Annotated in this window: 18 protein-coding genes and 1 pseudogene; 8 read left to right on the top strand and 11 right to left on the bottom strand. The window is 63.0% G+C overall.

Annotated features, from left to right (window positions below; all coding sequences use genetic code 11):
• Window positions 1–43: 43 nt before the first annotated feature.
• Genes mmsB through chvE form a run of 3 tightly spaced genes read right to left on the bottom strand, consistent with a single transcriptional unit; the run spans window position 44 to window position 4,058 of the window.
• Window positions 44–1,378 carry a multiple monosaccharide ABC transporter permease gene (gene mmsB / locus QE397_RS03405; protein ID WP_027504867.1) on the bottom strand — a complete coding sequence of 445 codons (1,335 nt, stop codon included), beginning with the start codon at window positions 1,376–1,378 and terminating at the stop codon, window positions 44–46.
• The gene (gene mmsA / locus QE397_RS03400) at window positions 1,375–2,913 is read right to left on the bottom strand and encodes a multiple monosaccharide ABC transporter ATP-binding protein (protein ID WP_307091738.1); all 1,539 of its coding nucleotides are present in this window, start codon (window positions 2,911–2,913) and stop codon (window positions 1,375–1,377) included. Before mmsA ends, mmsB begins: the two co-directional genes overlap by 4 nt.
• An 8-nt stretch (window positions 2,914–2,921) precedes the next feature.
• Window positions 2,922–4,058 (bottom strand): multiple monosaccharide ABC transporter substrate-binding protein, encoded by a 1,137-nt coding sequence (gene chvE, locus QE397_RS03395; protein WP_056448189.1) that lies wholly within the window; start codon window positions 4,056–4,058, stop codon window positions 2,922–2,924.
• A gap of 258 nt (window positions 4,059–4,316) precedes the next feature.
• Here chvE and QE397_RS03390 point away from each other — a divergent pair, with 258 nt between their 5' ends.
• The gene (locus tag QE397_RS03390; RefSeq protein WP_222630734.1) at window positions 4,317–5,123 is read left to right on the top strand and encodes an acyl-CoA thioesterase II; all 807 of its coding nucleotides are present in this window, start codon (window positions 4,317–4,319) and stop codon (window positions 5,121–5,123) included.
• A gap of 87 nt (window positions 5,124–5,210) precedes the next feature.
• The gene (locus tag QE397_RS03385; RefSeq protein WP_307091733.1) at window positions 5,211–6,836 is read left to right on the top strand and encodes a long-chain fatty acid--CoA ligase; all 1,626 of its coding nucleotides are present in this window, start codon (window positions 5,211–5,213) and stop codon (window positions 6,834–6,836) included.
• Between the two features lie 10 nt (window positions 6,837–6,846).
• Here the strand turns inward: QE397_RS03385 and QE397_RS03380 are convergent, their stop codons facing one another.
• A complete protein-coding gene (locus QE397_RS03380) occupies window positions 6,847–7,599 on the bottom strand; it encodes a hypothetical protein (protein WP_307091731.1) in 753 nt (250 codons plus the stop codon).
• Window positions 7,596–8,066: a hypothetical protein gene (locus tag QE397_RS03375; protein WP_307091729.1), complete on the bottom strand. Its 471-nt coding sequence runs from the start codon at window positions 8,064–8,066 to the stop codon at window positions 7,596–7,598. The genes QE397_RS03380 and QE397_RS03375 overlap by 4 nt, the downstream gene beginning before the upstream one ends.
• Window positions 8,067–8,466: 400 nt before the next feature.
• On the opposite strand from QE397_RS03375, the gene QE397_RS03370 reads away from it, so the two are divergent.
• The 3 genes from QE397_RS03370 to QE397_RS03360 all read left to right on the top strand — a co-directional run bounded on the left by QE397_RS03370 (window position 8,467) and on the right by QE397_RS03360 (window position 11,356).
• Window positions 8,467–10,356 carry a DEAD/DEAH box helicase gene (locus QE397_RS03370; RefSeq protein WP_307091726.1) on the top strand — a complete coding sequence of 630 codons (1,890 nt, stop codon included), beginning with the start codon at window positions 8,467–8,469 and terminating at the stop codon, window positions 10,354–10,356.
• A gap of 69 nt (window positions 10,357–10,425) precedes the next feature.
• Window positions 10,426–10,776, top strand: a complete 351-nt coding sequence (locus QE397_RS03365) for a hypothetical protein (RefSeq protein ID WP_307091724.1) — start codon at window positions 10,426–10,428, stop codon at window positions 10,774–10,776.
• 4 nt (window positions 10,777–10,780) lie between these two features.
• Complete coding sequence (locus tag QE397_RS03360; RefSeq protein WP_222630724.1) at window positions 10,781–11,356, top strand: zeta toxin family protein; 576 nt, start codon at window positions 10,781–10,783, stop codon at window positions 11,354–11,356.
• A 4-nt stretch (window positions 11,357–11,360) separates the two neighbouring features.
• On the opposite strand, the gene QE397_RS03355 is transcribed toward QE397_RS03360, so the two are convergent.
• The 4 genes and pseudogenes from QE397_RS03355 to QE397_RS03340 form a co-directional block, all read right to left on the bottom strand.
• A complete protein-coding gene (locus tag QE397_RS03355; protein ID WP_307091722.1) occupies window positions 11,361–12,731 on the bottom strand; it encodes a cytochrome P450 in 1,371 nt (456 codons plus the stop codon).
• Window positions 12,732–12,842: 111 nt separating this feature from the next.
• Window positions 12,843–13,352, bottom strand: a complete 510-nt coding sequence (locus tag QE397_RS03350; RefSeq protein ID WP_307091719.1) for a hypothetical protein — start codon at window positions 13,350–13,352, stop codon at window positions 12,843–12,845.
• A gap of 70 nt (window positions 13,353–13,422) precedes the next feature.
• Window positions 13,423–14,022: pseudogene (locus QE397_RS03345) on the bottom strand (transposase); the annotation flags it as partial.
• A gap of 94 nt (window positions 14,023–14,116) precedes the next feature.
• Window positions 14,117–14,428 carry a putative quinol monooxygenase gene (locus tag QE397_RS03340; protein ID WP_006247389.1) on the bottom strand — a complete coding sequence of 104 codons (312 nt, stop codon included), beginning with the start codon at window positions 14,426–14,428 and terminating at the stop codon, window positions 14,117–14,119.
• Window positions 14,429–14,535: 107 nt separating this feature from the next.
• Here QE397_RS03340 and QE397_RS03335 point away from each other — a divergent pair, with 107 nt between their 5' ends.
• Window positions 14,536–15,477 (top strand): GlxA family transcriptional regulator, encoded by a 942-nt coding sequence (locus QE397_RS03335; RefSeq protein WP_027504856.1) that lies wholly within the window; start codon window positions 14,536–14,538, stop codon window positions 15,475–15,477.
• A 341-nt stretch (window positions 15,478–15,818) separates the two neighbouring features.
• Here the strand turns inward: QE397_RS03335 and QE397_RS03330 are convergent, their stop codons facing one another.
• The gene (locus QE397_RS03330; RefSeq protein WP_307091715.1) at window positions 15,819–16,244 is read right to left on the bottom strand and encodes a DUF4440 domain-containing protein; all 426 of its coding nucleotides are present in this window, start codon (window positions 16,242–16,244) and stop codon (window positions 15,819–15,821) included.
• A gap of 712 nt (window positions 16,245–16,956) precedes the next feature.
• On the opposite strand from QE397_RS03330, the gene QE397_RS03325 reads away from it, so the two are divergent.
• The gene (locus tag QE397_RS03325) at window positions 16,957–17,424 is read left to right on the top strand and encodes a hypothetical protein (protein ID WP_307091712.1); all 468 of its coding nucleotides are present in this window, start codon (window positions 16,957–16,959) and stop codon (window positions 17,422–17,424) included.
• A 93-nt stretch (window positions 17,425–17,517) separates the two neighbouring features.
• Here the strand turns inward: QE397_RS03325 and QE397_RS03320 are convergent, their stop codons facing one another.
• Window positions 17,518–19,752, bottom strand: coding sequence for an NADP-dependent isocitrate dehydrogenase (locus QE397_RS03320; RefSeq protein WP_307091710.1), 2,235 nt, complete (start codon window positions 19,750–19,752; stop codon window positions 17,518–17,520).
• A 749-nt stretch (window positions 19,753–20,501) separates the two neighbouring features.
• On the opposite strand from QE397_RS03320, the gene QE397_RS03315 reads away from it, so the two are divergent.
• Window positions 20,502–22,778 carry a class I SAM-dependent DNA methyltransferase gene (locus QE397_RS03315; RefSeq protein WP_307091708.1) on the top strand — a complete coding sequence of 759 codons (2,277 nt, stop codon included), beginning with the start codon at window positions 20,502–20,504 and terminating at the stop codon, window positions 22,776–22,778.
• Window positions 22,779–23,092: the final 314 nt, after the last annotated feature.

Below are 23,092 nucleotides of genomic sequence, written 5' to 3'. Positions count from 1 at the left end.
CGTCCGTCGTCCAGGATCGCAGGTTCGGCCCCGCCGCGCCGATCTACCTCGACACGGGCGGCGACGCGGTGGCCGCGGGGGCAGCTTTCGTGTCGGTGGAACCGCCCAACATCTCGGCCGGAACCGGGAGACCCATGTAAGTGGACGGTGCCGGTTTCTCGGCCTTGTCGGGTCCACCCCCGCGTCCGCTGGCGGCTCGGCGCTTCGTCCAGATGTCGAAGGCGACGGCCGCGAGGAGGACGAGACCCTTCACCAACTGGACTCGCTCGCTGGGTGATCCGATGAGGGACATCCCGCTGTTGATGACGGCGATGATCAGTCCGCCGGTGAGTGCGCCGACGATGCGCCCGACGCCACCCTGCACGGCTGCGCCACCGATGAACGCGGCCGCGATGGCGTCGAGTTCGAATCCGTTGCCCGCAGTGGGTCCGGCCTGGTTCAGTCGGCCGGCGAAGATGATTCCCGCCAGGGCCGACAGGACACCCATGTTCACGAACAGCCAGAACGTGACCGGCTTGACCTTGATGCCGGAGAGCGACGCGGCGTGGATGTTGCCGCCGATGGCGTAGACGTGCCGGCCGAACACGGTCTTGCCCGCCAGTGTCGAGTACCCCATCACCAGTACCGCGAGGAGGATCAACACGTACGGCAGATTCTTGAAGCGGGCCAGCTGCACGGCGATCGCCAGCACGAGCAGTCCGGCGAAGGTGACCTTGGCCAGGAACAGCGGCAGTGCATCGACGACCTGGCCGTACTTCTGACGTCCGGTTCGAGTCCGCCACTGGCTGAACACGATTCCGCCGATGGCGGCGATGGCGACCAGCAGCGTGAAAATGTCGGCGCCGCCGAGGGGTCCGAGGCCGACGTTGCCCAGGAATCCGGGAAGGAAGCCGTTGGAGAGTGTCCGCACCGGTCCGGGGAACGGCCCGATGCCCTGATTGCCGAGCACGATCAGGGTGACTGCGCGGAAGACGAGCATGCCCGCCAGCGTCACGATGAACGCGGGGATGCCGAAGTACGCGACCCAGTAGCCCTGCCAGGCGCCGATCAGTCCGCCCACGACGAGCGTGATCAGCACCGCCAGCGGCCACGGAACGTTCTGTTGGACCATGAGAACACCCGCGATGGCGCCGGTGGCCGCGACCACCGATCCCACGGACAGGTCGATATGGCCGGCGATGATGATCACGACCATGCCGATGGCCAGGATCAGGATGTACGAGTTCTGCACCACCATGTTGCTGATGTTCTGCGGCACCAGCAGTTGACCGCCGGTGAGTGCGGTGAACAGCAGGATGATCAACGCGAACGCGATGAAGATTCCGCTCTGGCGGAGGTTTCGCGTGAGCAGCCCCCGGACGGTCGACAGCTGATTCATCGAAGTACTCCTGTTCCACGGGTCATGAGATGCATGAGAGATTCCTGCGTCGCGTCCTCCCGAGTCACCTCACCGGTGATGCGGCCTGCGGACAGCGCGTAGATCCGATCGCACAGCCCCAGCAGTTCGGGCAGCTCGGACGAGATCACGAGAACGGCCTTGCCTGCATCGGCGAGGCTGTTGATGATCGAATAGATTTCGAACTTGGCGCCGACGTCGATCCCTCGCGTCGGCTCGTCGAGGATGAGCACGTCCGGATCGCTGAAGATCCACTTGCTCAACACGACCTTCTGCTGGTTGCCACCGGAGAGCTTGCCGACGACGGCGTCCACGTTGGGGGCCTTGATGTTCATGCTCTTGCGGAAACCCTCGGCAACCTCGTACTCGTGGTTGTCGTCGACGAATCCGTGAGCGACCAACTTGTCCAGGGCCGCGGTGGAGATGTTGCGCTTGATGTCGTCGATCAGATTGAGGCCGTAACGCTTGCGATCCTCGGTCGCGTACGCGAGACCGTGCTCGATCGCGTCGTTGACGGACTTGACGTGAATCTCTTTGCCGTACTTGTACAGCCGCCCGGTGATGTCCGTGCCGTAGCTGCGCCCGAAGACGCTCATGGCCAGCTCCGTACGGCCGGCACCCATCAGACCGGCGAGGCCGACGATCTCGCCGCGTCGCAGCGTGAGGTTCGCCTTGTCGACGACCATGCGGCCGTGCTGGGTGGGACTGTGCACGGTCCAGTCCTCGATGCGCAGCACCTCCTCCCCCACCGTCGATTCGTGCGGCGGGAAGCGGTGCTCGAGATCGCGGCCGACCATGAGCGAGATGATGCGATCCTCGGTGACGTCCGGGTCACGCATGTCCAGTGTCTCGATGGTCCGACCGTCACGGATGATCGTGGTCCGATCGGCGATGGCCGCGATCTCGTTGAGCTTGTGCGAGATGATCACGCACGTGATGCCCTCGTCCCGCAGCCCGCGCAGGAGCTCGAGGAGATGGGTGGAATCCGAGTCGTTCAGCGCTGCAGTCGGTTCGTCGAGAATCAGGAGCGTCACGTCCTTGGACAGCGCCTTGGCGATCTCCACGAGTTGCTGCTTCCCGACACCGAGGTCGTTGACGACGGTGACCGGGTTCTCCCGCAGCCCTACACGGTTCAGTAGGGCTGCGGCCTCGGAGTTTGTGCGGTTCCAGTCGATGAACCCACGCTTGGACCGTTCGTTGCCGAGGAAGATGTTCTCGGCGATGGACAGATACGGACTGAGCGCGAGCTCCTGGTGAATGATGACGATGCCCTTGGACTCGCTGCTCCGGATGTCGGAGAACTCGCAGGACTCGCCGTCGAACACGATGTCGCCGTCGAACGAGTCATGGGGATACACACCCGACAGGACCTTCATGAGCGTGGACTTTCCTGCACCGTTCTCGCCGCAGATCGCGTGTATCTCGCCGCGCTCCACCGTCAAGGTGACATCCTGCAGTGCTTTCACGCCCGGGAACGTCTTGGTGATCCCGCGCATTTCCAAGATCTGGCTCGTCATCGCCGAACTCACTTCAATTGATCCTCGGTGTAGTAGCCGCCGTCGACGAGGAGCTTCTCGTAGTTGTCCTTGTAGACGATCTCGGGCTGCAGCAGGTAGGCGGGAACGACCTTCTCACCGTTGTCGTAATCGGTCGTGTTGTTGGTCTCGGGGGTCTGGCCCTCGAGAACTGCCTGTGCCATCTGGATGGTGACCGCCGCCAATTCGCGGGTGTCCTTGTAGATGGTGGCGTACTGCTCACCGGCAATGATCGACTTGACCGACGGGACCTCGGCGTCCTGACCGGTGACGATCGGATACGGCTGACCGGCGGTTCCGTAGCCGTTGCTCTTGAGCGCGGACAGGATTCCGATGGACAGGCCGTCGTAGGGCGAGAGCACGCCCTGCACCTTCTGGCCCGACGAGTACGTCTTGGTCAGCAGGTCCTCCATGCGCTTCTGAGCGGTCGCCGGGTCCCAACGAAGGGTTGCGGCCGTCTCGAAGTCGGACTCACCGCTGCCGATCTTCAGGGTTCCCTTGTCCAGGTACGGCTTCAGGGTCTCCATGGCACCGTCGAAGAAGAAGGTGGCGTTGTTGTCGTCGGGCGAACCGGCGAAGACCTCGATGTTGAACGGGCCGGCGGGGGCGTCGGCCTTGTCGGTGCCGTCCTCGTTCTTCAGGCCGAGGCCGACCAGCAGGGACGTGGCCTGGTCGACGCCGACCTTGTAGTTGTCGAAGGTGGCGTAGTAGTCGACGTTCGGCGAGTTGCGGATGAGGCGGTCGTACGCGATGACGCCGATGCCGTTGTCCTTGGCTTCCTGCAGCTGCGTGGTGATGGCGGTGCCGTCCACGGAGGCGACGATCAGCAGCTTCGCGCCCTGGGTGATCTGGTTCTCGATCTGGTTGACCTGGGTGGGGATGTCGTTCTCGGCGTACTGCAGGTCGACCTTGTAGCCCTTCGACTCGAGCGCGCTCTTGAGGTTGTCGCCGTCGGCGATCCATCGAGCGGACGACTTGGTCGGCATGGTGACACCGATCAGAGCGCCGGCCGTGTCGCCTCCCGCCGAGGGGGCGACGTCGGCGGTCTTCGTGCTGGACCCGCACGCGGTCACCGTGATCGCTATCGCCACCGCGGCCGCAGCCACCGGTAGGTGTCGGAACTTCATCGTGTCTCCTCGGGTGGTGGCTGGTCGGCAGGGACGGCATTCGATTCGCCGTGCTGCGGATCATGCTGCTGTCGAGTGGTGTGAATCACACCGCTCAGCGAGTGTGAGCGATAACATCGACGATGTCAATGCGTCCTTCTAACTGGACTTTGCGACGTGTTAGCGCTAACAGGCTTCGCCAGTCGATCCGCGTTGGCACCACCCAGCTCAGACCACCGTTATGCTTCGGTGCATACAACTACCGAATCAGGACGACTCATGACTCACCCCGGATCGCACGCCTTCGACGACGGCCTCACCCTCGAGCCTCTGGGCGACGGTCGCTACCGCGGCCGGACCTCCGCGCCGTACAACAACATGGTCGGCCCCTTCGGCGGGCTCACCGCCGCGACGCTGGTCCGGGCCGTCGAGCTTCATCCCGACCGACTGGGCGACCCGGTGACGCTGACCGTGAACTTCGCGGGGCCCATCGCCGAGGGCGAGTTCGAGATCTCCACTCGCGCCGTGCGGACGAATCGCAGCAACCAGCACTGGTATCTGGAGCTGAGCCAGGACGGCACGGTCGCCACCACCGCGACCGCGGTCTTCGGTACGCGCCGCACCACCTGGGACGCCCTCGAGTCGTCGCCTCCCGCGATGCCCGACCCCGCGGACGTCGACACGGTCGACTTCCCCGAGTTCATCGCCTGGGCGAACAACTACGAGATGCGGTTCACCGCCGGTGCATTGACCGAGACGGAGTCCGCCGATTCCGTTGCGACGCTGTGGGTCCGGGACTCTCCCCCGCGCCCGATGGACTTCGCGTCCCTGACGTCGATGAGCGACATCTTCTACCCGCGGGTCTTTCAGCGGCGCGGGAAGTACGTCGCCGCCGGAACCATCTCGCTCACCGTGCACTACTTCGCGACGGCGGAGGATCTGGCGGCGCAGTCCGACGGGTACGTCCTCGGGACCGCGCACGCACGACGATTCCATCAGGGCTACTTCGACCAGACCGCCGAGCTGTGGAGCACCAGCGGCACTCTCCTCGCCACCGGACACCAGGTCGTCTACTACAAGGACTGATATCGGGTCCCTGCCGAGCCGCAGTGTGCACAATGTGACACAGGGCACGTAGGTCGTGCGCCTCGCGGATCGACCGGCAGGAGAGTCATGAAGAGCACCATGCAGGACACCCCGTTGTCCATCGGCCAGCTCGTTCGATACGGCACGTCGATGCACGCATCGGCGACGATCACCACGTGGAGCGAGGCGGGGCCGTCGAACATCACGTTCGCCGAGCTCGGTCGACGCGCCGCCAGACTCGCCCACGGTCTTCGAGCGCTCGGAATCGACGGGGACCAGCGCGTCGCCACCTTCATGTGGAACAACTCACAGCACATGGAGGCCTACATGGCCGTGCCCGCCATGGGTGCCGTGCTGCACACGCTGAACATCCGCCTGTTCCCCGAGCAGCTCACGTACATCGTCGAGCACGCCGAGGACAGCGTCATCATCGCCGACGCCAGCCTGCTCCCCCTGCTGACGCCGCTCCTGCCGACCATGACGACCGTGCGGCACCTCGTCGTCGTGGGCGCCGACCCCGCACAGGTGCAGGCACCGGACCACATCGAGGTGCTGGGCTACGAGGACGTGCTCGCAGGCCACCCCGACGAGTACGAGTGGCCCGAGCTCGACGAACGTGCGGCTGCGGCAATGTGTTACACCTCGGGCACCACCGGTGACCCGAAAGGCGTCGTCTACTCGCACCGATCGATTTGGCTGCACTCGATGCAGGTCTGCATGACCGATGCCATGGCGCTCGCGCAGTCGGACACCGTGCTCGCCATCGTGCCGATGTTCCACGCCATGTCCTGGGGACTGCCGTACGCCGCGCTGATGGTGGGGGCGTCGCTCATCATGCCGGATCGCTTCCTACAGCCGGCGCCGCTCGCGGAGATGATGACGACCCTGCGACCCACCGCAGCCGCCGCTGTCCCCACCATCTGGCAGGCACTGCTCGCCCACCTCGAGGACCACCCGGCGGACCTGTCGAGCCTGCGCGACGTCACCGTGGGCGGCAGCGCGTGCCCGCCGAGCCTGATGCGGGCGTTCCACGAGAAGTACGGCGTTCCCATCTCCCAGGCGTGGGGCATGACGGAGACGTCGCCGCTCGGCACGTCCGGGCGCCCCGACGTCGGACTGTCTCCGGAAGACGAGTTCGACTTGCGTTGCACTCAAGGACGTTTCGTGTCCGCTGTCCGCGCTCGCCTGGTCGACGATTCGGGCACCGTCCTGCCGTGGGACGGCACGCACGTCGGCGAACTCGAGGTGCGCGGGCCGTGGATCACGGGCAGCTACTACCGCAGCGACGCGTCCGACAAGTTCGACGACGGGTGGCTGCGGACCGGCGATGTCGGCACCATCTCCGAGGGCGGATACCTGACGCTGACGGACCGGTCGAAGGACATCATCAAGTCCGGTGGGGAATGGATCTCGTCCGTCGAGCTCGAGAACCACGTCATGGAGCATTCGGCTGTGCGCGAGGCCGCGGTCATCGGTGTGCCCGATGATAAGTGGGACGAGCGACCACTCGTCGCCGTCGTCGTGCGCGAGGGTCAGACCGTGACCGCGGAGGAGCTCCGCGACTTCCTCGACGGTCGAGTTGCGCACTGGCAGTTGCCGGAACGCTGGACCTTCATCGACGAGGTGCCGAAGACGAGTGTCGGCAAGTTCGACAAGAAGCGGCTGCGCGGGTCGCATGCAGACGGTGCGTTGGAGGTCGTCGAGGTCGGCTGACGCAACAACGTCAGACGCGGGACACGAGCACTTCCGTCGACCCGTCGAAGGCGCTTCCCGGTGGAGCTGTGGGTGGGGCGTAGTTGAAGCGGTACCGGGTCGGCTCACTCAGTCGAGTCCGCGCCCACTCCTGCGTCAAGGGCTGGACCGGGAAGGTCGAGACGATCTGGGTCCTCGAGCTCGTCACCAGTCCGTACACGACTGCGGTGGAACCGCTTCCAGGATCGGCGACGTAGACGGTGCGCATCGCGTTGGCGGTGTCGACCACCTCGTCGAAGGCGAGGACGACGCGTGTGGTTCCGACCGGATCGCTGAGCGCGGGCAGGACCGTGGATGCGACGCGCTCCATCAGAGGGGTCTCGGATGCCGTCGGCTGAAGGTGAGTGGGCTCCTTGCCGAAGGCGACGGCCAGGTCGCTCGTGAGCCACCTTTGACGTTTCAGTCCGTACGGGGTGACCACTGTCGACAGCAGATAGCCGTACGTGTGCATCAGTCCCGCATGACCGATGGGGAAGTCGTAGACATCGGTCAGCCCTCTGTGGAGCCAGGCGAAGGTCGCCTCGTCGAACACCGGTGCCTGCACGTTGTCGTCGATCACCGTCGACGACGTCCACTGGGCCAACTGCTCGTCATCGTGCTGCGATGCCAGCACCTGCCTCACCAGCCAGGGGGCCGGTGCGCTCGGCTCGTCGAGGTCGCCCGTTCTGCTGAGAAGCTCCGCAGTGGCGGACGATTCGGCGGACAGGCCTTCCTCTCCGGTCACGCCAGCGGCAGAAGATAGTTGGTCACATCGTCCCAGGTCGTAAATTTCTCGGTACCGAACGGGATCAGCTCACCCTCGAATGTCTCTGCACCGTTGGCACGTCGATCATCCACCAGGAAATCACCCCGGTTGAGATTCTTGTGATGGGAGAGGATGAGGCGCTTGTAGGCCACTGACCCGGACTCGTACCCCAAGTGCCACTGCACCCACTTGACCTTGTCGTGCCACGCCTGGGCGTTCTTCCACGGAGCGGTGGACAGAATGTAGGTATCAAAATGCTCAGCCAGCAATTTGTAGGCTTCCAACGCGCCGTCGATAGGCTTCATCAGCGAGAAGATGCGCGGAACCTCGTCCAGGTCTTTCTCGAAGCCGACGATCTCGGGGGGGTGCAGTCGGTCGATACCGGATTGGAAATTGACCAGCGTGTTGTCGAGGTCGACGTACAGAATCTTCTTCTTTTCAGGCATGCGTCTCCCGGTGAGAAAAATGAGGGGGTTGCCGTCCGAGTGGAGGCAACATCAACATAGCAGTGCGCACTGACACGGATGCGGACTCGATTGTTCACTCGCACATTCCACCGATTGCTCTGTGCACTGGCTGTGTCCACTTCCAGGGGCAACCCAGTCGTTGGGCCCACCGCGCCCCCTGGCGTGCTGAGCAACGCAGGGACTGAGGTAGGCCCCCACACCGGGCCATGTCCAACCTTATGGCCACAGGGTTGGATACGGCGCGGTCGTATCAAACCTTGTCGACGGTGTCGGACGTCGATGCCACTCTCGGCGGTGCCTGGTTCCCACGGCACAGGACCCCACTCCCGCCGACGACCCTTGTCGTGACCACCGGTTGCGATCGGAGAGGATGTTCCCGATGCCACCACGTAGACGCTCCACCACGACTCGTACCGTGAAGGCCGGTCAGAGCAGCGCAGCCCGGAAGTTCGCCGGCACTGCCAAGAGGCCGACCAAGCGCCGCACACCCGCGAAGAAGACCGCAGCTCCGGACCTGCGCGTGCCCGACGCCGGTGAGCGCGTGTGGGTGCTGGACGTCCCCTTCGAGGATCGCTCCGCCGCGAGTGCTGCTGGAGCGCGCTGGTACCCCGGCCCACGAGTGTTCGCGTACTACGGCACCGAGTTGCCCGAGTACCTGCAGCCGTACGAGTCGATGCCGTACAGCCTGCAGCGGTGGCTCGAGGACGACGCCAACGAGACCTGGCGCCCCGAGACAGTGCATGCCCGTTCGCTGCTGCCCCGCGACACCCAGCTCGAATCGGTGCATCGGCAGCTCACTGCCCTCGAGGAGGGCTTCCCGTACTTCGCACAGATGGACTCCACCGGCTTGGGCAAGACCCTGTCGGTGTGCGAGGCGGTGCGGCAGATGTCTGCTGCCGAGATCGGCACCGTTCTGGTCGTCGCTCCGAAGGGAGCGCTGCCGGGGTGGCGTCGGACAATTGCCGACAGTGAGGCCGACATCGAGCCCTCCGACCGCAAGCGCTGGCTTCTGGTCACGTACCAGTCGACGAAGAAGCTACTGTCCGTCCCACCGGACACCGATCTGGGGAAACGCAAACGGACACAGAACAAGCGAACGATCACGCTCGGCGAACTGCGATTCGACATCGACGTCGTCATCGCCGACGAGTGCCATGCATTGATGAACATCGAATCGCAGCAGTCGCAGATCGTGTGGCGCTACCAGGAAGCCGCGCGGTCGGTGGTGTGGATGTCCGCGACCCCCGGCTACCAGCCGCTGCACTTCGCCTACATGGCGCGCGCGATCGAGCAGTCACGCGGCGTCGAGATCGTGGGCGACGACGACCAGCTCGGCTACGCCCTCACGGTGAAGTGGGCCAACTTCCTCGAAGAATCCGGTTTCGCGATCAAGGCCGGCAAGGCGTCGACCGGGCTGGCCACGTGGCGCTGGGAGCCAGAAAATGCTGCCCGTCGCGAGCGCGATATCGCTGCCGTGCACGGGTGGCTGTCGGGAGGTGCTGTGCCGTGGTCGATCTCGCGACCGTCCCCGCCCACGCCACGTGAACCGCTGGGCCAAGAGCTGACCGCCGCGCAGAAGCGGCTCTACAACTCCGCATGGGTCGACTACCGCAAGGAGGTCGGGCTGCCGATGTGGAAGGTGTCCGGCGGCAAGCGAGTGCTCCAGAAGAATCCGAGTGTGCGTGCCGCGACACTGCGGTTCCGTCAGAAGTGTTCGTATCTCCGCATTCCCGCGTCCGCGGACCAAGTGCGCACGTGGGTCAAGGCCGGCAACCAGGTGTTCGTGTCGATGTTCTACCGCGAGTCCGTCGCCGCCCTCGCCGACGACCTGCGCGAGGGCGGGCTTGCCGTTGCAGTAGTCGACGGCAGCATGAGCAGTCCGGAGCAGGAGGCCGAGATCCGGCGCTTTCAGACGGGTGACGCCACCGTCATCGTGTCCACCACAACGAGTGCCATCAACCTGCACACCAACGAAATGCTGCTGCCCGAAGGCACGACGTCCACTCTCGCGCCGCGGGTGACGCTGATCCACGACCCTCGGTGGACACCCATCGACATCCGTCAGATCGAGGGCCGCGCCAACCGCATCGACAAGGACCACAACCACACGACCTCCACCTGCTATTACGGCTACGCCGAGGGGACCGTCGAGGAGGAGATGGTGCTGACCGGAGTGGAGCGAATCGCCGACCTGGGATCGATCGTCGGTCAGGCCGATCTGATCGATCCGGAAGCGTTCCTGGCGGCTCGGGTTACTGCTGACAGCTAGTCATCATCCGGCAGTACATAGCTGTGGCAGATTGCTACACTAGGTGCACGACAACGAACGGAGCAGCTCATGGGTACGACGTCATCGCTACGGGTCGACGATGAACTGTATGCATCGGCGAAGCTGGTCGGCAGTGCGTCGAGCCGGAGCGCAGCCCAACAAATTGCACACTGGGCACTGATCGGGCGTGAGATCGAGGCCTCACATCACATAGCCTCACGCGACATCGCCGGGGTATTGGCAGGTCGGCAGAACTACGACGCGCTCACCCCGCGAGAGCAGGCAGTCGTACGCGCGGAATGGTCCGAGCGAATCGACGCGATGTCAGAAGGCCTGGATCTGCGCAGCGAATTCGAGGCAGAAGGACGGGCCTTCGTCGAATGCGACGAAGACGGCGCTGTGATCGAGCATCGTCCCTGACGGAATGACCCGCGACCCGGTTCTGCACCTGCTTGCCGGCCCGAACGGCGCCGGCAAGAGCACCTTCTTTGCTCGGGTGCTGGCGCCCGTCACTCATCTTCCCTTCGTCAACGCCGACGAGATCGCTACCGAGACCTGGCCCGGTGACGAACAAGCGCACGCGTACGACGCATCGAGGTTGGCCGCCGAACAGCGGGTGGCCTTACTCGCACAGGCCGCCTCGTTCGTCACCGAGACAGTCTTCTCGCATCCGTCGAAGCTCGATCTGATCGAGACGGCGAACGAGGCCGGGTACCTCGTCACACTTCATATCGTCGCCATTCCGGTCGACCTGGCCGTAGCCCGCGTCGTCAACCGCGTCGAGATCGGCGGTCATTCCGTGCCCGAGGCAAAGGTCCGTGAGCGATACGTGCGCCTGTGGCCCTTGGTTCGATCCGCGATCGATGTCGTTGAAAATGCCCGCGTCTACGACAATACCAACGCAAGCAACCCCTTTCGCGTTATCGCTCGTTACGACCATGGTCGACTGGTCGGGGACCCGTCATGGCCGTCGTGGGCTCCCGCCGCACTGATGACCTGACACCTCAGCCGCGCAGCGACACGTGCAGACCATGCTCGGATGCCGTGTGGATCGGATAGGTGTTGTCCAGGTGCGTCGTGTCCACCGCGGCGTCCGGGTGCGCCTGAAGGAAGTCGTGCACGAACACCGCGATCATCGACGACGCGAACGACTTGCCAGGGCACGATCTCGGACCCTTGCCGAAGGGGATCACCAGCGGGGCGACGTGATCCGTCGCGTGGGCGTTCAGTATCCGGTTCGGATCGAATGTCGGGCCGTACACCGCGTGCACGGCCTGAATGTTCGACATCACCAGCGTATTACGGTGCAGATCGATACTGCCGTCACCGAGAGCGATGCGGCAGTCGTCGATCACCCGCCCGTTGAATACGGACCCGGGGGTGTCGATGCGCAACGCTTCCATCACGCACGCACGGACCACTACAGAATCGCCCAACGACTCGACGGGCACAGCCGAGAAGGCGTCCTTCCACTGCGTGTTGGCGGGATCGAGCAGATGCTTCAGCGTGGCGAGAATGGCCGTGCGCGTCGTGTCGACGCCGGCGATGAAGGACGTCGTGGTGTCGTCACGGACCATGGTCGACGAGAACCCCGAGATGCCGTGCAACCGCCTCATGTGGCCGGCAATGGTGTCGTCGAGCGGCATATCCGCCAGAACCGAAGCGTGCCGCACCAGCGTCCGAGTGTTGATTCGCATCCACCGCTGCTCCCGCGAAAACGTCCACCGTTGCAGCCGTGGCTCGACTCTCATCGCGTAGGTGTTCGCACAGCGTCGGAGCCGTAAGAAGTTGTCGTACATCGCATCCGCAAACGGCAGCGCCCCATGGGCGCCGCTTTCGTCGACGTAGTCGATCACTGTCGTCGCCGCGTCACCCCACACTGCCTCCGCCACAGCAGTGCGTACGCACTCGGTGACTATCGGCCGCAGGTCGATGCTGTCGTCGTCCGCACGAACATGAGCCGGCAATGCGCGCGTCATCGCTGCACGGGCGGATCCGGCGCTCGTCGCCACGATCATGTTGCGTTTGCGGTCGCGGAAACGGGGCTGTTGCGCCGACGAGAAGGTCAGCGCTTCGGGACTCAGTTGACCGAACGAATACTGCGCGGCGGTGTCACGATCGATATGCACACCGGCGATCTTCGGGTTGACGATTGCTTCGATGGCCCGGCGCGACACCCCATACAGCTGCACTCGACTGCCACGCCAGGTACCGATGAAATCGGACTCTCGATCGTCGACGAACAGGTAGTCGCGCGACAGCTTCTTGCCGAACGCGTCGGACACTTTCCGTTCCGACGACAACGGCAACGGTCCGCCGATGAAACGGATCCCTTGCCGTTGGTAGCTGGCGCGCTGAGCGAACACCGACGCCACGCCACCACGCTCCTCGACAGGGCCGGCTCTGCCACGAACCGGACTCAGCGTGACAGTAGTGCCCAGCAGGTCACCGCGCTTGGGATGATTCACAACCGGCGACGGCCGGCCTCACGGAACGGTCAGCAGGCCCAGCCCCGGGAACAGTGTTTCGGAGAACGGCGCGGGGAACTGTCGACTCTGAGTCACCACAACGGCGACCTGACCGGGTCCGGTATCTGCAACGACGTCGAGCGGGAGCCCTCGGGCGCCGGCATTCGGATCGACAGCCGAGAGATCCTCGGAGGCCCAGTGGCGGAAGTCGACGGCGCCGGCCGCTCCCGTCGAGAGATTGCGCCACTGCACCGTCATCCACCGGTAGTTGTACTGGTAGTAGTACGGCTTGATGTCGGCGGCGGAGAACCGGACCGAGCCCGGTCTCTCCCCCACCGTCGCCTTGATCGGCGTGGTCTGGATGAGCCCGCCGGGCACGCTGACCGGGCCGATCTCCAGACCCGTCACGACGGGCACCTGCAAGATCGACGTCTGGGGTGCAGCGGATGCCGTTCCCGCGCCCACCCCCAGTAACACCGGGATCGCGAGTGCCAAGGCCACTGCCGCTCGACGCGTTGTCTGTCGCATGGTCATCACTCTGGCACCGTCAGGCAGAAAAAGACCGATCGTTTTGTGACTGTTACCGAGTCTTGATGGCTCATCCCAATCGGGGGTGTAGGAGTTGGGGTCTGAAGCCGCCGGTCTCGAGCAGGCTTCGGGCGATGTAGTTGGTCAGGTTGCGGAACCCGAGTGCGGAGCCGCGCAGGTGTTCGAGCCGTCCGTTGAACGCCTCGGTCGGCCCGTTGCTGGTGCCGGGTCGTTCGAAGTAGGCGAGCACGTCGGCGGCTCGTTTCTTCAGGGTCCGGCCCAGGGTGGTGAGCTCGGTGAGCACCTTGGGGACGCCGGCGCTGAGGTCGGTGATCAGCTTCTCCATGAGCTCGCGGCCACGTAGCCGGTCCTCGTGGCGATAGGCGGCGATCATGCGCTGGTAGACACCCCAGGTCGCCTCGACCTCGACGTGAGCGTCATCAACGAACAGCGCGCGTAGCCTGTCGCTCTGCTTGTCGGTAAGCAGGTCCGCGCCGGTGTGCAGCGTGCGCCGCGACTTGTAGAGCGGGTCGTCCCTGAACCCACGGTGCCCGTGGATCGCGAGTTGGACCCGGCGCCGACACCTGTCGAGGGCGTCACCGGCCAGGCGCACGACGTGGAAGGGATCCATCATCGTGACCGCGTCCGGGATCTCCTCTGGCCTCCTCGTGATCGGCCCGTCGGGGATCGTCAACGTGGTGCGGGTGTCGAGGCGATCGGGTCCGACGGCTCGGCGGGGCGCGATCGTCTCGTGCGTTGGCGGACTACGGGAGCTTGGACGCGAGGACGTCGGCCGCCAGGATCTCGGGTGCTGCGCCGAGGAGGTGCTGATTGGCCATCAGGGCTGCGACGATGGCGCCGTTGGCGTGGGCGTCGCGAGCGGCCTCGTCGGGGAATGCATCGAAGATCCAGAAGGTGTCGGCGTGGGTCCTAGCCGCGAACCAGACAATCGTTCCTACTTCTTCGTTGGCGAGTGCGACAGCGCCGGCGAGCAGATCGGCGAGCGCGTCGTGCTGTCCATCGGCCGCGACGATCTTGGCGACGAAGGCATACGGAAGTGATGCGGGTGTGGACATGAGGGGTTCTCCTTGAAGTCGGGGTTCTTCGTGGGGCGAGTTCAGCGTATGACGAGCGAGGGCCGGTGGGGAGTGGCGTATACGACAGTATTGCTATTGTTCGCGCCATGCGTATCGGACTGATCGCGATCGACGGCTGCTTCGGTTCGGCTGTCGCGTCGGTCATCGACATCGTGCGGGTGGCCGACGGAGCCCGCGGCGATGTCGACCCGCGGATCGACCCGATCGAACTCGCCATCCTCGGACCGAAACGGCGAGTGACCACGACGGCATCGATGACCCTGTCGGTAGACCACCCGCTGTCGGAGTCCGGAGAGTTCGACGTGGTCGTCGTCCCTGCGCTTGGAACCCTCACGGCCGCCGCTACCAACGACGCCCTCCAGAGCCGAGATGCACGTTCGGTCATCGCCTCACTCGGGCGCCTCGACGACGCGACCACCCGGATCGCCGCGGCGTGCACCGGCGTGTTCGCCGTCGCCGAGACTGGACGGATGCATCATCGGCGGGCGACGACCAGCTGGTTCCTGGGGCCGGAGTTCCTGAAGCGCTATCCGACCGTCGCCCTCGATCTCGACACCATGGTCGTGGTCGACGGGAACCTCGTCACCGCCGGCGCCGCGTTCGCCCACATCGACCTCGCGCTCTCACTCGTGCGATCGATCAGCCCCGACCTGGCCCAACATGTCGCCAAGCTACTCATCATCGACGAGCGTCCGTCGCAGGCGGCCTTCGTCGCCTACGAACATCTCCGGCACGAGGACCCGATCGTCGTCGAGTTCGAACGCTTCGTGCGCGCCCGCCTGGACGAACCGTTCAACGTCGCCTTCGTCGCGCAGTCGCTCGGCACCAGCCGGCGCACCCTCGAACGACGAGTCCGTGCGGCGCTCAACCTCACTCCGCTCGGCTTCGTCCAACGGCTTCGCATCGAACGAGCTCGGCACCTCTCAGCAACCACGGACCTCACCTCCGCCGAGATCGCGCTACGGGTCGGCTACGCGAACGCCGAGACTCTGCGCTCCCTCCTGCGCAGGGAGCGACGCCGTTCCTGACCTATCGCCATGCCTGTAGCCGGTGTCCTAGCGCTCGGTTGGAACCACCTCTCAGCACGTCGCGTCGACGCTCCTGCGTCGCCCCTGGACGACCCACTCGACACGCCCGCAGCACAGGCCATGTGACGTGCCCCGGCTTCCCGGACGGTCGGGGTTGGGTGGCTGTGATGTCGCTGCGTTCTCGTCGAGGGGGTCAGCAGACCCGATCAGGGTCGATTGGGATGAGCCGCGAAGGCGGTCAGGTCAGGGCGGCCGAAGCCGGCCGGCGGGGTAGCGTCGGACACGTCGAGGTCTTTCGGATGGATGGCGTAGGAACCTCCATCGTCGGGAGACCTCGACGTCTATCTGCGGACCGACGCGCCCGGCCGACCTACACCGTCATCTGGGAAGAGCCGTCTTGATGTCTGCCGCCGCTTGCGGGCGACTGCTTGGATTGGAGTTCCCTGATGAAACAGCAGCGTCCACCCAGCATCTACCCTGCGCCACCACGAGCTTCGGCGCGCGTGACGACCCTCATGCCAGGTCTCGTAGGTCACGTGAACTATGTCGTCGGCGATCCTCCGGCCGTTGAAGTTCGCGCTCTTGATGGGCTCGGACTCGGGCGCGTCGATCAGCGCCGCAATCATCTCGCGCCGCGTCCACAGCCGACCCGACGCGCCGATCTCCTCGAACGACGGGTCGAGCAGTCGGTCGAGTTCAGTTTGCGATGAGCGCGTCGCCGGATCGAGTAGTGCCTTCTCCAGACCGATCACGTGCTCGATCGCCATGTCTCTCATCACATGATCGTGGACTATCGACCCCGGTTTCCGGGGGCTGGATTCCACTATCAGGTCCTGTCGTACGCCGGCCGTACTCTCCGAGCACACGATCCTGGGGGGGGACCTGATGAGTAAGAGCCAACGTAGGGCCAAGGCCGAAAAGCGCACCGCGCAAAGACGGCCGGCATTGTGCTGGCACGACGTGCTGAAACGTTTCGCCGAATGGTTGGTGAACTCGGGCTGCACCACAGACCCGTTGGCGGCATATTCGACGGCGATGGCAGTCGACCGATCCAGGCGCGAACACGACATCCTGGTCGCGGGATCCGACATACCACTGGAGTTGTTCGACACAGACGTGTACGCCGACGAATGCGGACACACACCGTGGTCACCTTACGACACTGTCGATGCTCTCGATCTCTTCGCCAGATTCGTTCGCGAAGAACATGTTTCGCCGACACAGACAGACGACTTCGCGACGTTGGTCCGGGCCTCCCCGCCACGCGCGGCACCGGTCCCGCGACGTCGCTCGGCACCACTCGGTCCGACCACCCTGACGTCTCACGTCCGGCGGGTTGCTGCCTGGTGCGAAGACAACGGCAGCGTTCCCGACCCCTGCTTCGCACACCCGCGCTCGAGCAGGCAGCTTCGAGACGCCCTCGGCCCGACCGGTGAAGGCGATACCATCAGCGAACTGCTGTCGACGGTGACGTACCAGGTGGTTATCGCGACCGCGTTGGGAGTGGGCGTCCTGCGCAACGAGGATCGAACACTTCGAGCAGGAGACGCATTCGATCACTGGCTCTCGGCACCGAGCGAGGAGTGGCGACGCAGAAGTCTCGTCGAGGCCTACATCGCGTGCTTGGAACCCGTTGTCGCACTGAACGCCTCGCCGCAGCGGGAGATAGCCGCAGCCTGCGCGGCGCTGTGGTTCATCCTCGTCCGCTCCCTGGTCGACGACCCAGCCCATGACGGCGAAGCTTTCGACGCGGGCATCGACACCGACATCGAGAAAGTCAGCGCGTGGGTGTTCGTGATACTGGCAACCATGGTCGACCTCGGACTGATCGTCCCGGTGAACGGACAGTTCTGTGTTCCGGACTCTCACGCGCCGGCACTTATCGAGGCGCTCGATCGTCGTCGTCTCGACACGTCGACGCCGGCGGATCTCGAGCGTCGATCCTGATCGTGGACTTCAGACCCCGGATTCCGGGGCCCAAGGTCCACAAACGACTCTGGCCCATGCACGACGCGCGTGCATGGGCCAGAGGGCCGTGAACTACGTGGTCGCAGACTCCAGAGCCTGATTGAACGTCTTGCTCGGACGCATGATCGACGTCGCCTTCTCGGGATCCGGGTAGTAGTACCCGCCGATGTCGACGGGCTCACCCTGCGCGTCGCCGAGCTCCTTGACGATGGCCTCTTCCTGATCGGCCAGCGTCTTGGCGAGCGGCGCGAAGTGCTTGGCCAGCTCCTCGTCCTCGGTCTGGTTCGCCAGCTCCTGCGCCCAGAACTTGGCCAGGTAGAACTGGCTGCCGCGGTTGTCCAGCTCGCCGGTGGTGCGCGACGGGCCCTTGTTCTCCTCGAGCAGCTTGCCGGTCGCGGCGTCGAGGGCCTTGCCCAGGACGTTCGCCTTGCCACCGGTCTTCTTGCCCAGGTCCTCGAGGCTCACGGCCAGCGCGAGGAACTCGCCGAGCGAGTCCCAGCGGAGGTGGTTCTCCTCGATGAGCTGCTTGACGTGCTTCGGCGCGGAACCGCCGGCACCCGTCTCGTACAGTCCGCCGCCGGCCATCAAGGGAACGATGGACAGCATCTTGGCGCTGGTGCCGAGCTCGAGGATTGGGAACAGGTCCGTGAGGTAATCGCGGAGGATGTTGCCGGTCGCGGAGATGGTGTCCAGACCGCGGACGACGCGCTCGAGCGTGTACCGCATCGCGCGGACCTGCGACATGATCTGGATATCGAGGCCCTCGGTGTCGTGATCCTTCAGGTACGTGCGCACCTTCTTGATCAGCTCGTTCTCGTGGGGGCGGTACGGATCGAGCCAGAAGAGCACCGGCATTCCCGAATCGCGCGCACGGTTCACGGCGAGCTTGACCCAGTCCTGGATCGGCGCGTCCTTGACGATGCAGAGGCGCCAGATGTCGCCCTTCTCCACGTTCTGCGTGAGCATGACCTCGCCGGTCGCCACGTCGACGATGTTCGCGACGGCGTCCTCTTCGATTTCGAAGGTCTTGTCGTGCGAGCCGTACTCCTCGGCCTTCTGCGCCATGAGGCCGACGTTGGGAACGGTGCCCATGGTCGTCGGGTCGAACTGGCCGTTCGTCTTACAGAAGTTCACCATCTCCTGGTAGATGCGGGAGAAGGTCGACTCCGGGTTGACGGCCTTGGTGTCCTTGGGACGGCCGTCGGCTCCCCACATCTTGCCGCCGGCGCGAATCATCGCGGGCATGGAGGCGTCGACGATGACGTCGCTGGGCGAGTGGAAATTGGAGATGCCGCGTGCCGAGTCGACCATGGCCAGCTCGGGCCGGTGCTCGTGGCACTTGTGCAGGTCCTCGACGATCTCGTCGCGCTTCGACGCCGGAAGGGTGTCGATCTTGCTGTAGAGATCGGAGAGGCCGTTGTTGACGTTGACGCCGAGCTCTTCGAAGAGCTCGTTGTGCTTGGCGAAGGCGTCCTTGTAGAAAACGCGCACCGCGTGACCGAAGACGATGGGGTGCGAGACCCGCATCATCGTGGCCTTGACGTGCAGGGAGAACATGACGCCGGTCTCGTAGGCGTCCTGCATCTGCTCTTCGTAGAACTTGTCCAGCGCCTTGGCGCTCATGAACATGCTGTCGATGACGTCGCCGTCGGTCAGCGAGACCTTCGGCTTCAGAACGACGGTCTTGCCGCTCTTCGTCTCGAGCTCCATCTTGACCTCGCGGTCGCCCTCGACGGTCATCGACTTCTCACCGTGGTAGAAATCGCCCTCGCGCATGTGCGCGACATGCGTGCGCGACGCCGGCGACCACTCGGTCATGCTGTGCGGGTGCTTGCGCGCGTACTCCTTCACGGCCTTCGGCGCGCGGCGGTCGGAGTTGCCCTCACGGAGAACCGGGTTGACGGCGCTACCGAGGCACTTGGTGTAGCGGTCGCGGATCTCCCGCTCCTCGTCCGTCTTCGGGTTGCCCGGGAAGTCGGGGATCTTGTAGCCCTTGTCCTGCAGTTCCTTGATCGCGGCGTGCAGCTGCGGTACCGAGGCACTGATATTGGGGAGCTTGATGATGTTCGTGTCGGGCAGCTGGGTCAGCTTGCCGAGCTCGGCCAAGTTGTCCGGCACCCGCTGGTCCTCGTCCAGGTAGTCGGGGAACTCGGCGAGGATGCGACTGGCAACGGAGATGTCGCTCGACTCCACCTCGATCCCGGCTGCGCTGGCGAAAGTGCGGATGACCGGCAGGAACGCGTGAGTCGCCAGCATGGGCGCCTCGTCGGTCAGGGTGTAGATGATGGTCGGCTTTTTCTCAGTCATTGCAGGTCTTGCCTCGTTTTCCGTCTGCTCGACGTCGTCTGTCCTTGTGGGCTCGGGAACAACTTTAGTCGTGCAGGGCTGTGTTGTGGCGACCCCGGTCCAGCGGGCTCGATGTGTCTCGAGACATAACCTGACCTGCGCCGACGATCTCCCACCGGCGACCCAGGAGGTTACTAATGAGTAACCTTCCGTGACCAGCAGGGCTTTTGTGCCGCGGCGCCGCTCTGACGACACGAACGCACACTGCCTTCTACTGCATGAGAAGCACGTCCTCGCCCGCAGTACCGACAAGTTGGTTGCCGAATCGTTCAAGGACCTCGCACATGAGCATTTCGTACGGTCAGACTCCAAGTGTCACGCTACCGCATTTCAGGGGCATCTGATGCCCCCCCCCCAGTCCTCACCCCCGGCCCGGACTGCGACCCCTTCGATCCTGCCGAAGCGGGCAGGTCCAGGTGCTGAAAAAGATACACGCCACGATAGACGGTCATCGCCGCATGAGTGCTCCAGCCGGAACCGGAGCGTCCTGCGTGGAGTAGCTGCACAATCGGGGTCATCTGCGCGTAGTAACGTAACTTCCGCTTAGGGGGCCGGTACTGCACGCCGGCACCGAGACAGGAGGCCCGTCTAACACGATGCAAACAAAGATTCACGGTCCACGCCCTACGGTTTAAGCCAAGTAGGCCACCCCTGAACCTGCGATAAGCGCAGTATCCTCAGCGAAGGAGCTAGAAATTTCAGACGCTAGAATGGCCATTTCCATACTATATAATCAACTACTCGTAAACCCCGCGGTGCGACACACGTGGGGGTACTCCGAATGGCGAACCGACATAACCGTTCAACGTGGCGCGCTTGACCGCAAGAAAGCGATCAAGCCCGGCGCGATTAGCCGGGCAACCGGATGCGATCTCCGAAACGAAGATGTTCCATTATACGTCTTCTCCATTGAGCGATACTTGGAGCTCAAAGCGATACTGGCAATCCGAGGAATACTCGGATCGGAAAACATCGCCAACGCACCCAAGTATCTGAAGCAAGCCAGCAAACGTGCAGATGCGACCAGTGCAGCGTTGACCGAACTAGCTCCGTCGTTGATCAGTTCAGAGATCGAATGGGTATCGTCGATAATTAGCGAGTCATCCGGGAGTCCGATCCGAGACCACTTTCAAAGTATTTACCACGAACTACTGCCACGCGAAATCAGGCACGCAGTCGGACAATTCTATACCCCGCAATGGCTCGCCAGGCATACTCTCCGCCAACTGGGTTACAAGTCGGAGGACCCTGATTCGCTACTACGGACCATTTGTGATCCAACTTGCGGATCCGGCGTTTTCCTGGTGGCCGCCGCGGAAGAGGTCCGCCAAGCCGTCCAAAATAGGAGTGTCACAATTGAGGCCGGTTTGGAGCAAGTTGCCCACAGGCTCACCGGTGCAGATATTGGGGCGCTTCCGTGTCTACTGGCTACTACCAACCTGATACTTGCCTTATCAGCCATCTCGATCGATAACAATATAGAACTAATATCGGAAGCGTTACACTCCATAAAATGCGCAGACGCTCTCGATGCACAATCGGGAGATCAAGTTAACGCCGATGTTGTAGTTAGCAACCCACCCTGGACCAATTGGGAGTACATGCCAACGGAATTTCGGCAGAAGCATATAAACTTATGGCCTCGTTTAGGGATCTATAAGAAATCAGTCAAGAACGCCGGTTTCAGCAAGGAAGATGTGTCTGCATTGTTTGTCGCCCACGCTATTGCACACCGCTTGAAACCAGGTGGCGACTTTGCGTTCATCCTTCCCGAGTCGCTAGTAAAATCTGCAACGAATCATGCCGAGTTCCGTCGATTCGAAGTAGGCATTCTCCCCCGGCCTTACGCGATAACGCTTATGGAAGACTTCGTGGCTACAAAGCCTTTTGACGGAGTCTCGAACAGAACTATTGGCATCTATGGTCGGTCAGATAGTCTCACGCGTTACCCTATTGCAGTACATAAATGGGGAAAGTTACCCGGAGACAAACAACCAGTAACCGGGAACGCGGGTCTTAGTTTCGACCCCGTCATCCAGTGGGCGACGTTGTCGAAATCTGATGACGTTACTAGCAGTTGGTCAACTAGTAGCGCAAGTGCGAGTGCTCTTCATCGCGCGGTGGACGGTCCTAATATGTATCGCGGACGCACTGGCCTTTTTACTGGAGGCGCCAACGGCGTCTTTCACATTCGTCGCCTGACAACGAGGGGAGAGTACATAACAGTAGAAAACGTCACCGAGAGAGCAAAGCGCAAAGTGGATACAGTTCGAGCTGTCATCGAACCTACATACATCTACCCGTTCCTTCGCGGTCGAGATGTATCGCAGTGGAAATACGACTCGGAAATTTCCACATTGCTCCCCCATACAAAAGAAACCAAAATGCAACCTGTTGACGAAGAAACAATGCGCGAAGAGGCGCCCTTGACATACGACTATCTTTCACAATTCAAATCAACACTCGCGGATCGACGCGGATTCTCGAAATGGGAACTTCCCTATCTTCAAACGGCATTCTACGCATGCCAGCGAGTTGGCGAGTACACCTTCTCCGACTGGAAAGTAGTCTGGCGATACATCTCAGCGCGTTTTACGACAGCAGTAATTGGCCCCTCCAAAGAAGATCTCAAACCACATATTCCGAATGAAAAATTGATGTTGATTGCGTGTGGGTCAAAAGATGAGGCATTTTTTGTTGGTGGGATTCTCGCATCTGCGCCGGTCATCAGCCACGTCCACAGTCGCATGGTTTCTACCCAGATCCCACCAAGCATCGTTCAGAACATCGCGATCCCACAATTCAATCCAAGGAACTCGATTCACATGGAGATTGCACGCTTCTGCGAGTTAGGGCACCAGCACACGGGCAAAGGCCTAGGCCCTGAAGCACGTCTGTGCGCCGATGAGATCGACATGTTGGTATGCCGTTTGTGGGGTCTTTCCGAGATTGCAGTAGCAGCCGAACGCCGTAGTATTGGATACTAATATTGCCCTTAAGTTTGCTCGCGGCATTGGGTTGAAAAGCCGCCGATTCTGGATTGATCTATGATTCTTATCGGCGGTTCAGGGCCGACCCTTCTATAGTTTGCACGGGAATCGGGCCCAGCACTCCGATCGCAGACCGCTTAGAGACCCGTCCATTAGTGAACTACAGTATTCGCGCCTTGGTTAAAAGATGAAAGAGCAAATGTACATCCCATCACCTGGCCTGCGCATTCGAACATAGCCAGGTCACCGTGAGAGATCCATCTTGGTTGTGTGTGAACGCTAATGCCGAGGTTCACCTAGCGCAGTTGGCT

This window comes from Rhodococcus sp. SORGH_AS_0301, from assembly GCF_030818285.1.
Taxonomy (GTDB): domain Bacteria; phylum Actinomycetota; class Actinomycetes; order Mycobacteriales; family Mycobacteriaceae; genus Rhodococcoides.
This window is presented reverse-complemented; position numbering and strand designations above follow the sequence as displayed.

Bases quoted from the DNA above. Each gene is read 5' to 3' on its own strand.
- QE397_RS03370 (WP_307091726.1), top strand. From the start codon at position 8,467: ATGCCACCACGTAGACGCTCCACCACGACTCGTACCGTGAAGGCCGGT.
- mmsA (WP_307091738.1), bottom strand. From the start codon at position 2,913: ATGACGAGCCAGATCTTGGAAATGCGCGGGATCACCAAGACGTTCCCG.
- mmsB (WP_027504867.1), bottom strand. From the start codon at position 1,378: ATGAATCAGCTGTCGACCGTCCGGGGGCTGCTCACGCGAAACCTCCGC.
- chvE (WP_056448189.1), bottom strand. From the start codon at position 4,058: ATGAAGTTCCGACACCTACCGGTGGCTGCGGCCGCGGTGGCGATAGCG.
- QE397_RS03360 (WP_222630724.1), top strand. From the start codon at position 10,781: ATGACCCGCGACCCGGTTCTGCACCTGCTTGCCGGCCCGAACGGCGCC.
- QE397_RS03365 (WP_307091724.1), top strand. From the start codon at position 10,426: ATGGGTACGACGTCATCGCTACGGGTCGACGATGAACTGTATGCATCG.
- QE397_RS03350 (WP_307091719.1), bottom strand. From the start codon at position 13,352: ATGCGACAGACAACGCGTCGAGCGGCAGTGGCCTTGGCACTCGCGATC.
- QE397_RS03390 (WP_222630734.1), top strand. From the start codon at position 4,317: ATGACTCACCCCGGATCGCACGCCTTCGACGACGGCCTCACCCTCGAG.
- QE397_RS03340 (WP_006247389.1), bottom strand. From the start codon at position 14,428: ATGTCCACACCCGCATCACTTCCGTATGCCTTCGTCGCCAAGATCGTC.
- QE397_RS03330 (WP_307091715.1), bottom strand. From the start codon at position 16,244: ATGGCGATCGAGCACGTGATCGGTCTGGAGAAGGCACTACTCGATCCG.
- QE397_RS03385 (WP_307091733.1), top strand. From the start codon at position 5,211: ATGAAGAGCACCATGCAGGACACCCCGTTGTCCATCGGCCAGCTCGTT.
- QE397_RS03315 (WP_307091708.1), top strand. From the start codon at position 20,502: ATGGCCATTTCCATACTATATAATCAACTACTCGTAAACCCCGCGGTG.
- QE397_RS03320 (WP_307091710.1), bottom strand. From the start codon at position 19,752: ATGACTGAGAAAAAGCCGACCATCATCTACACCCTGACCGACGAGGCG.
- QE397_RS03335 (WP_027504856.1), top strand. From the start codon at position 14,536: ATGCGTATCGGACTGATCGCGATCGACGGCTGCTTCGGTTCGGCTGTC.
- QE397_RS03375 (WP_307091729.1), bottom strand. From the start codon at position 8,066: ATGCCTGAAAAGAAGAAGATTCTGTACGTCGACCTCGACAACACGCTG.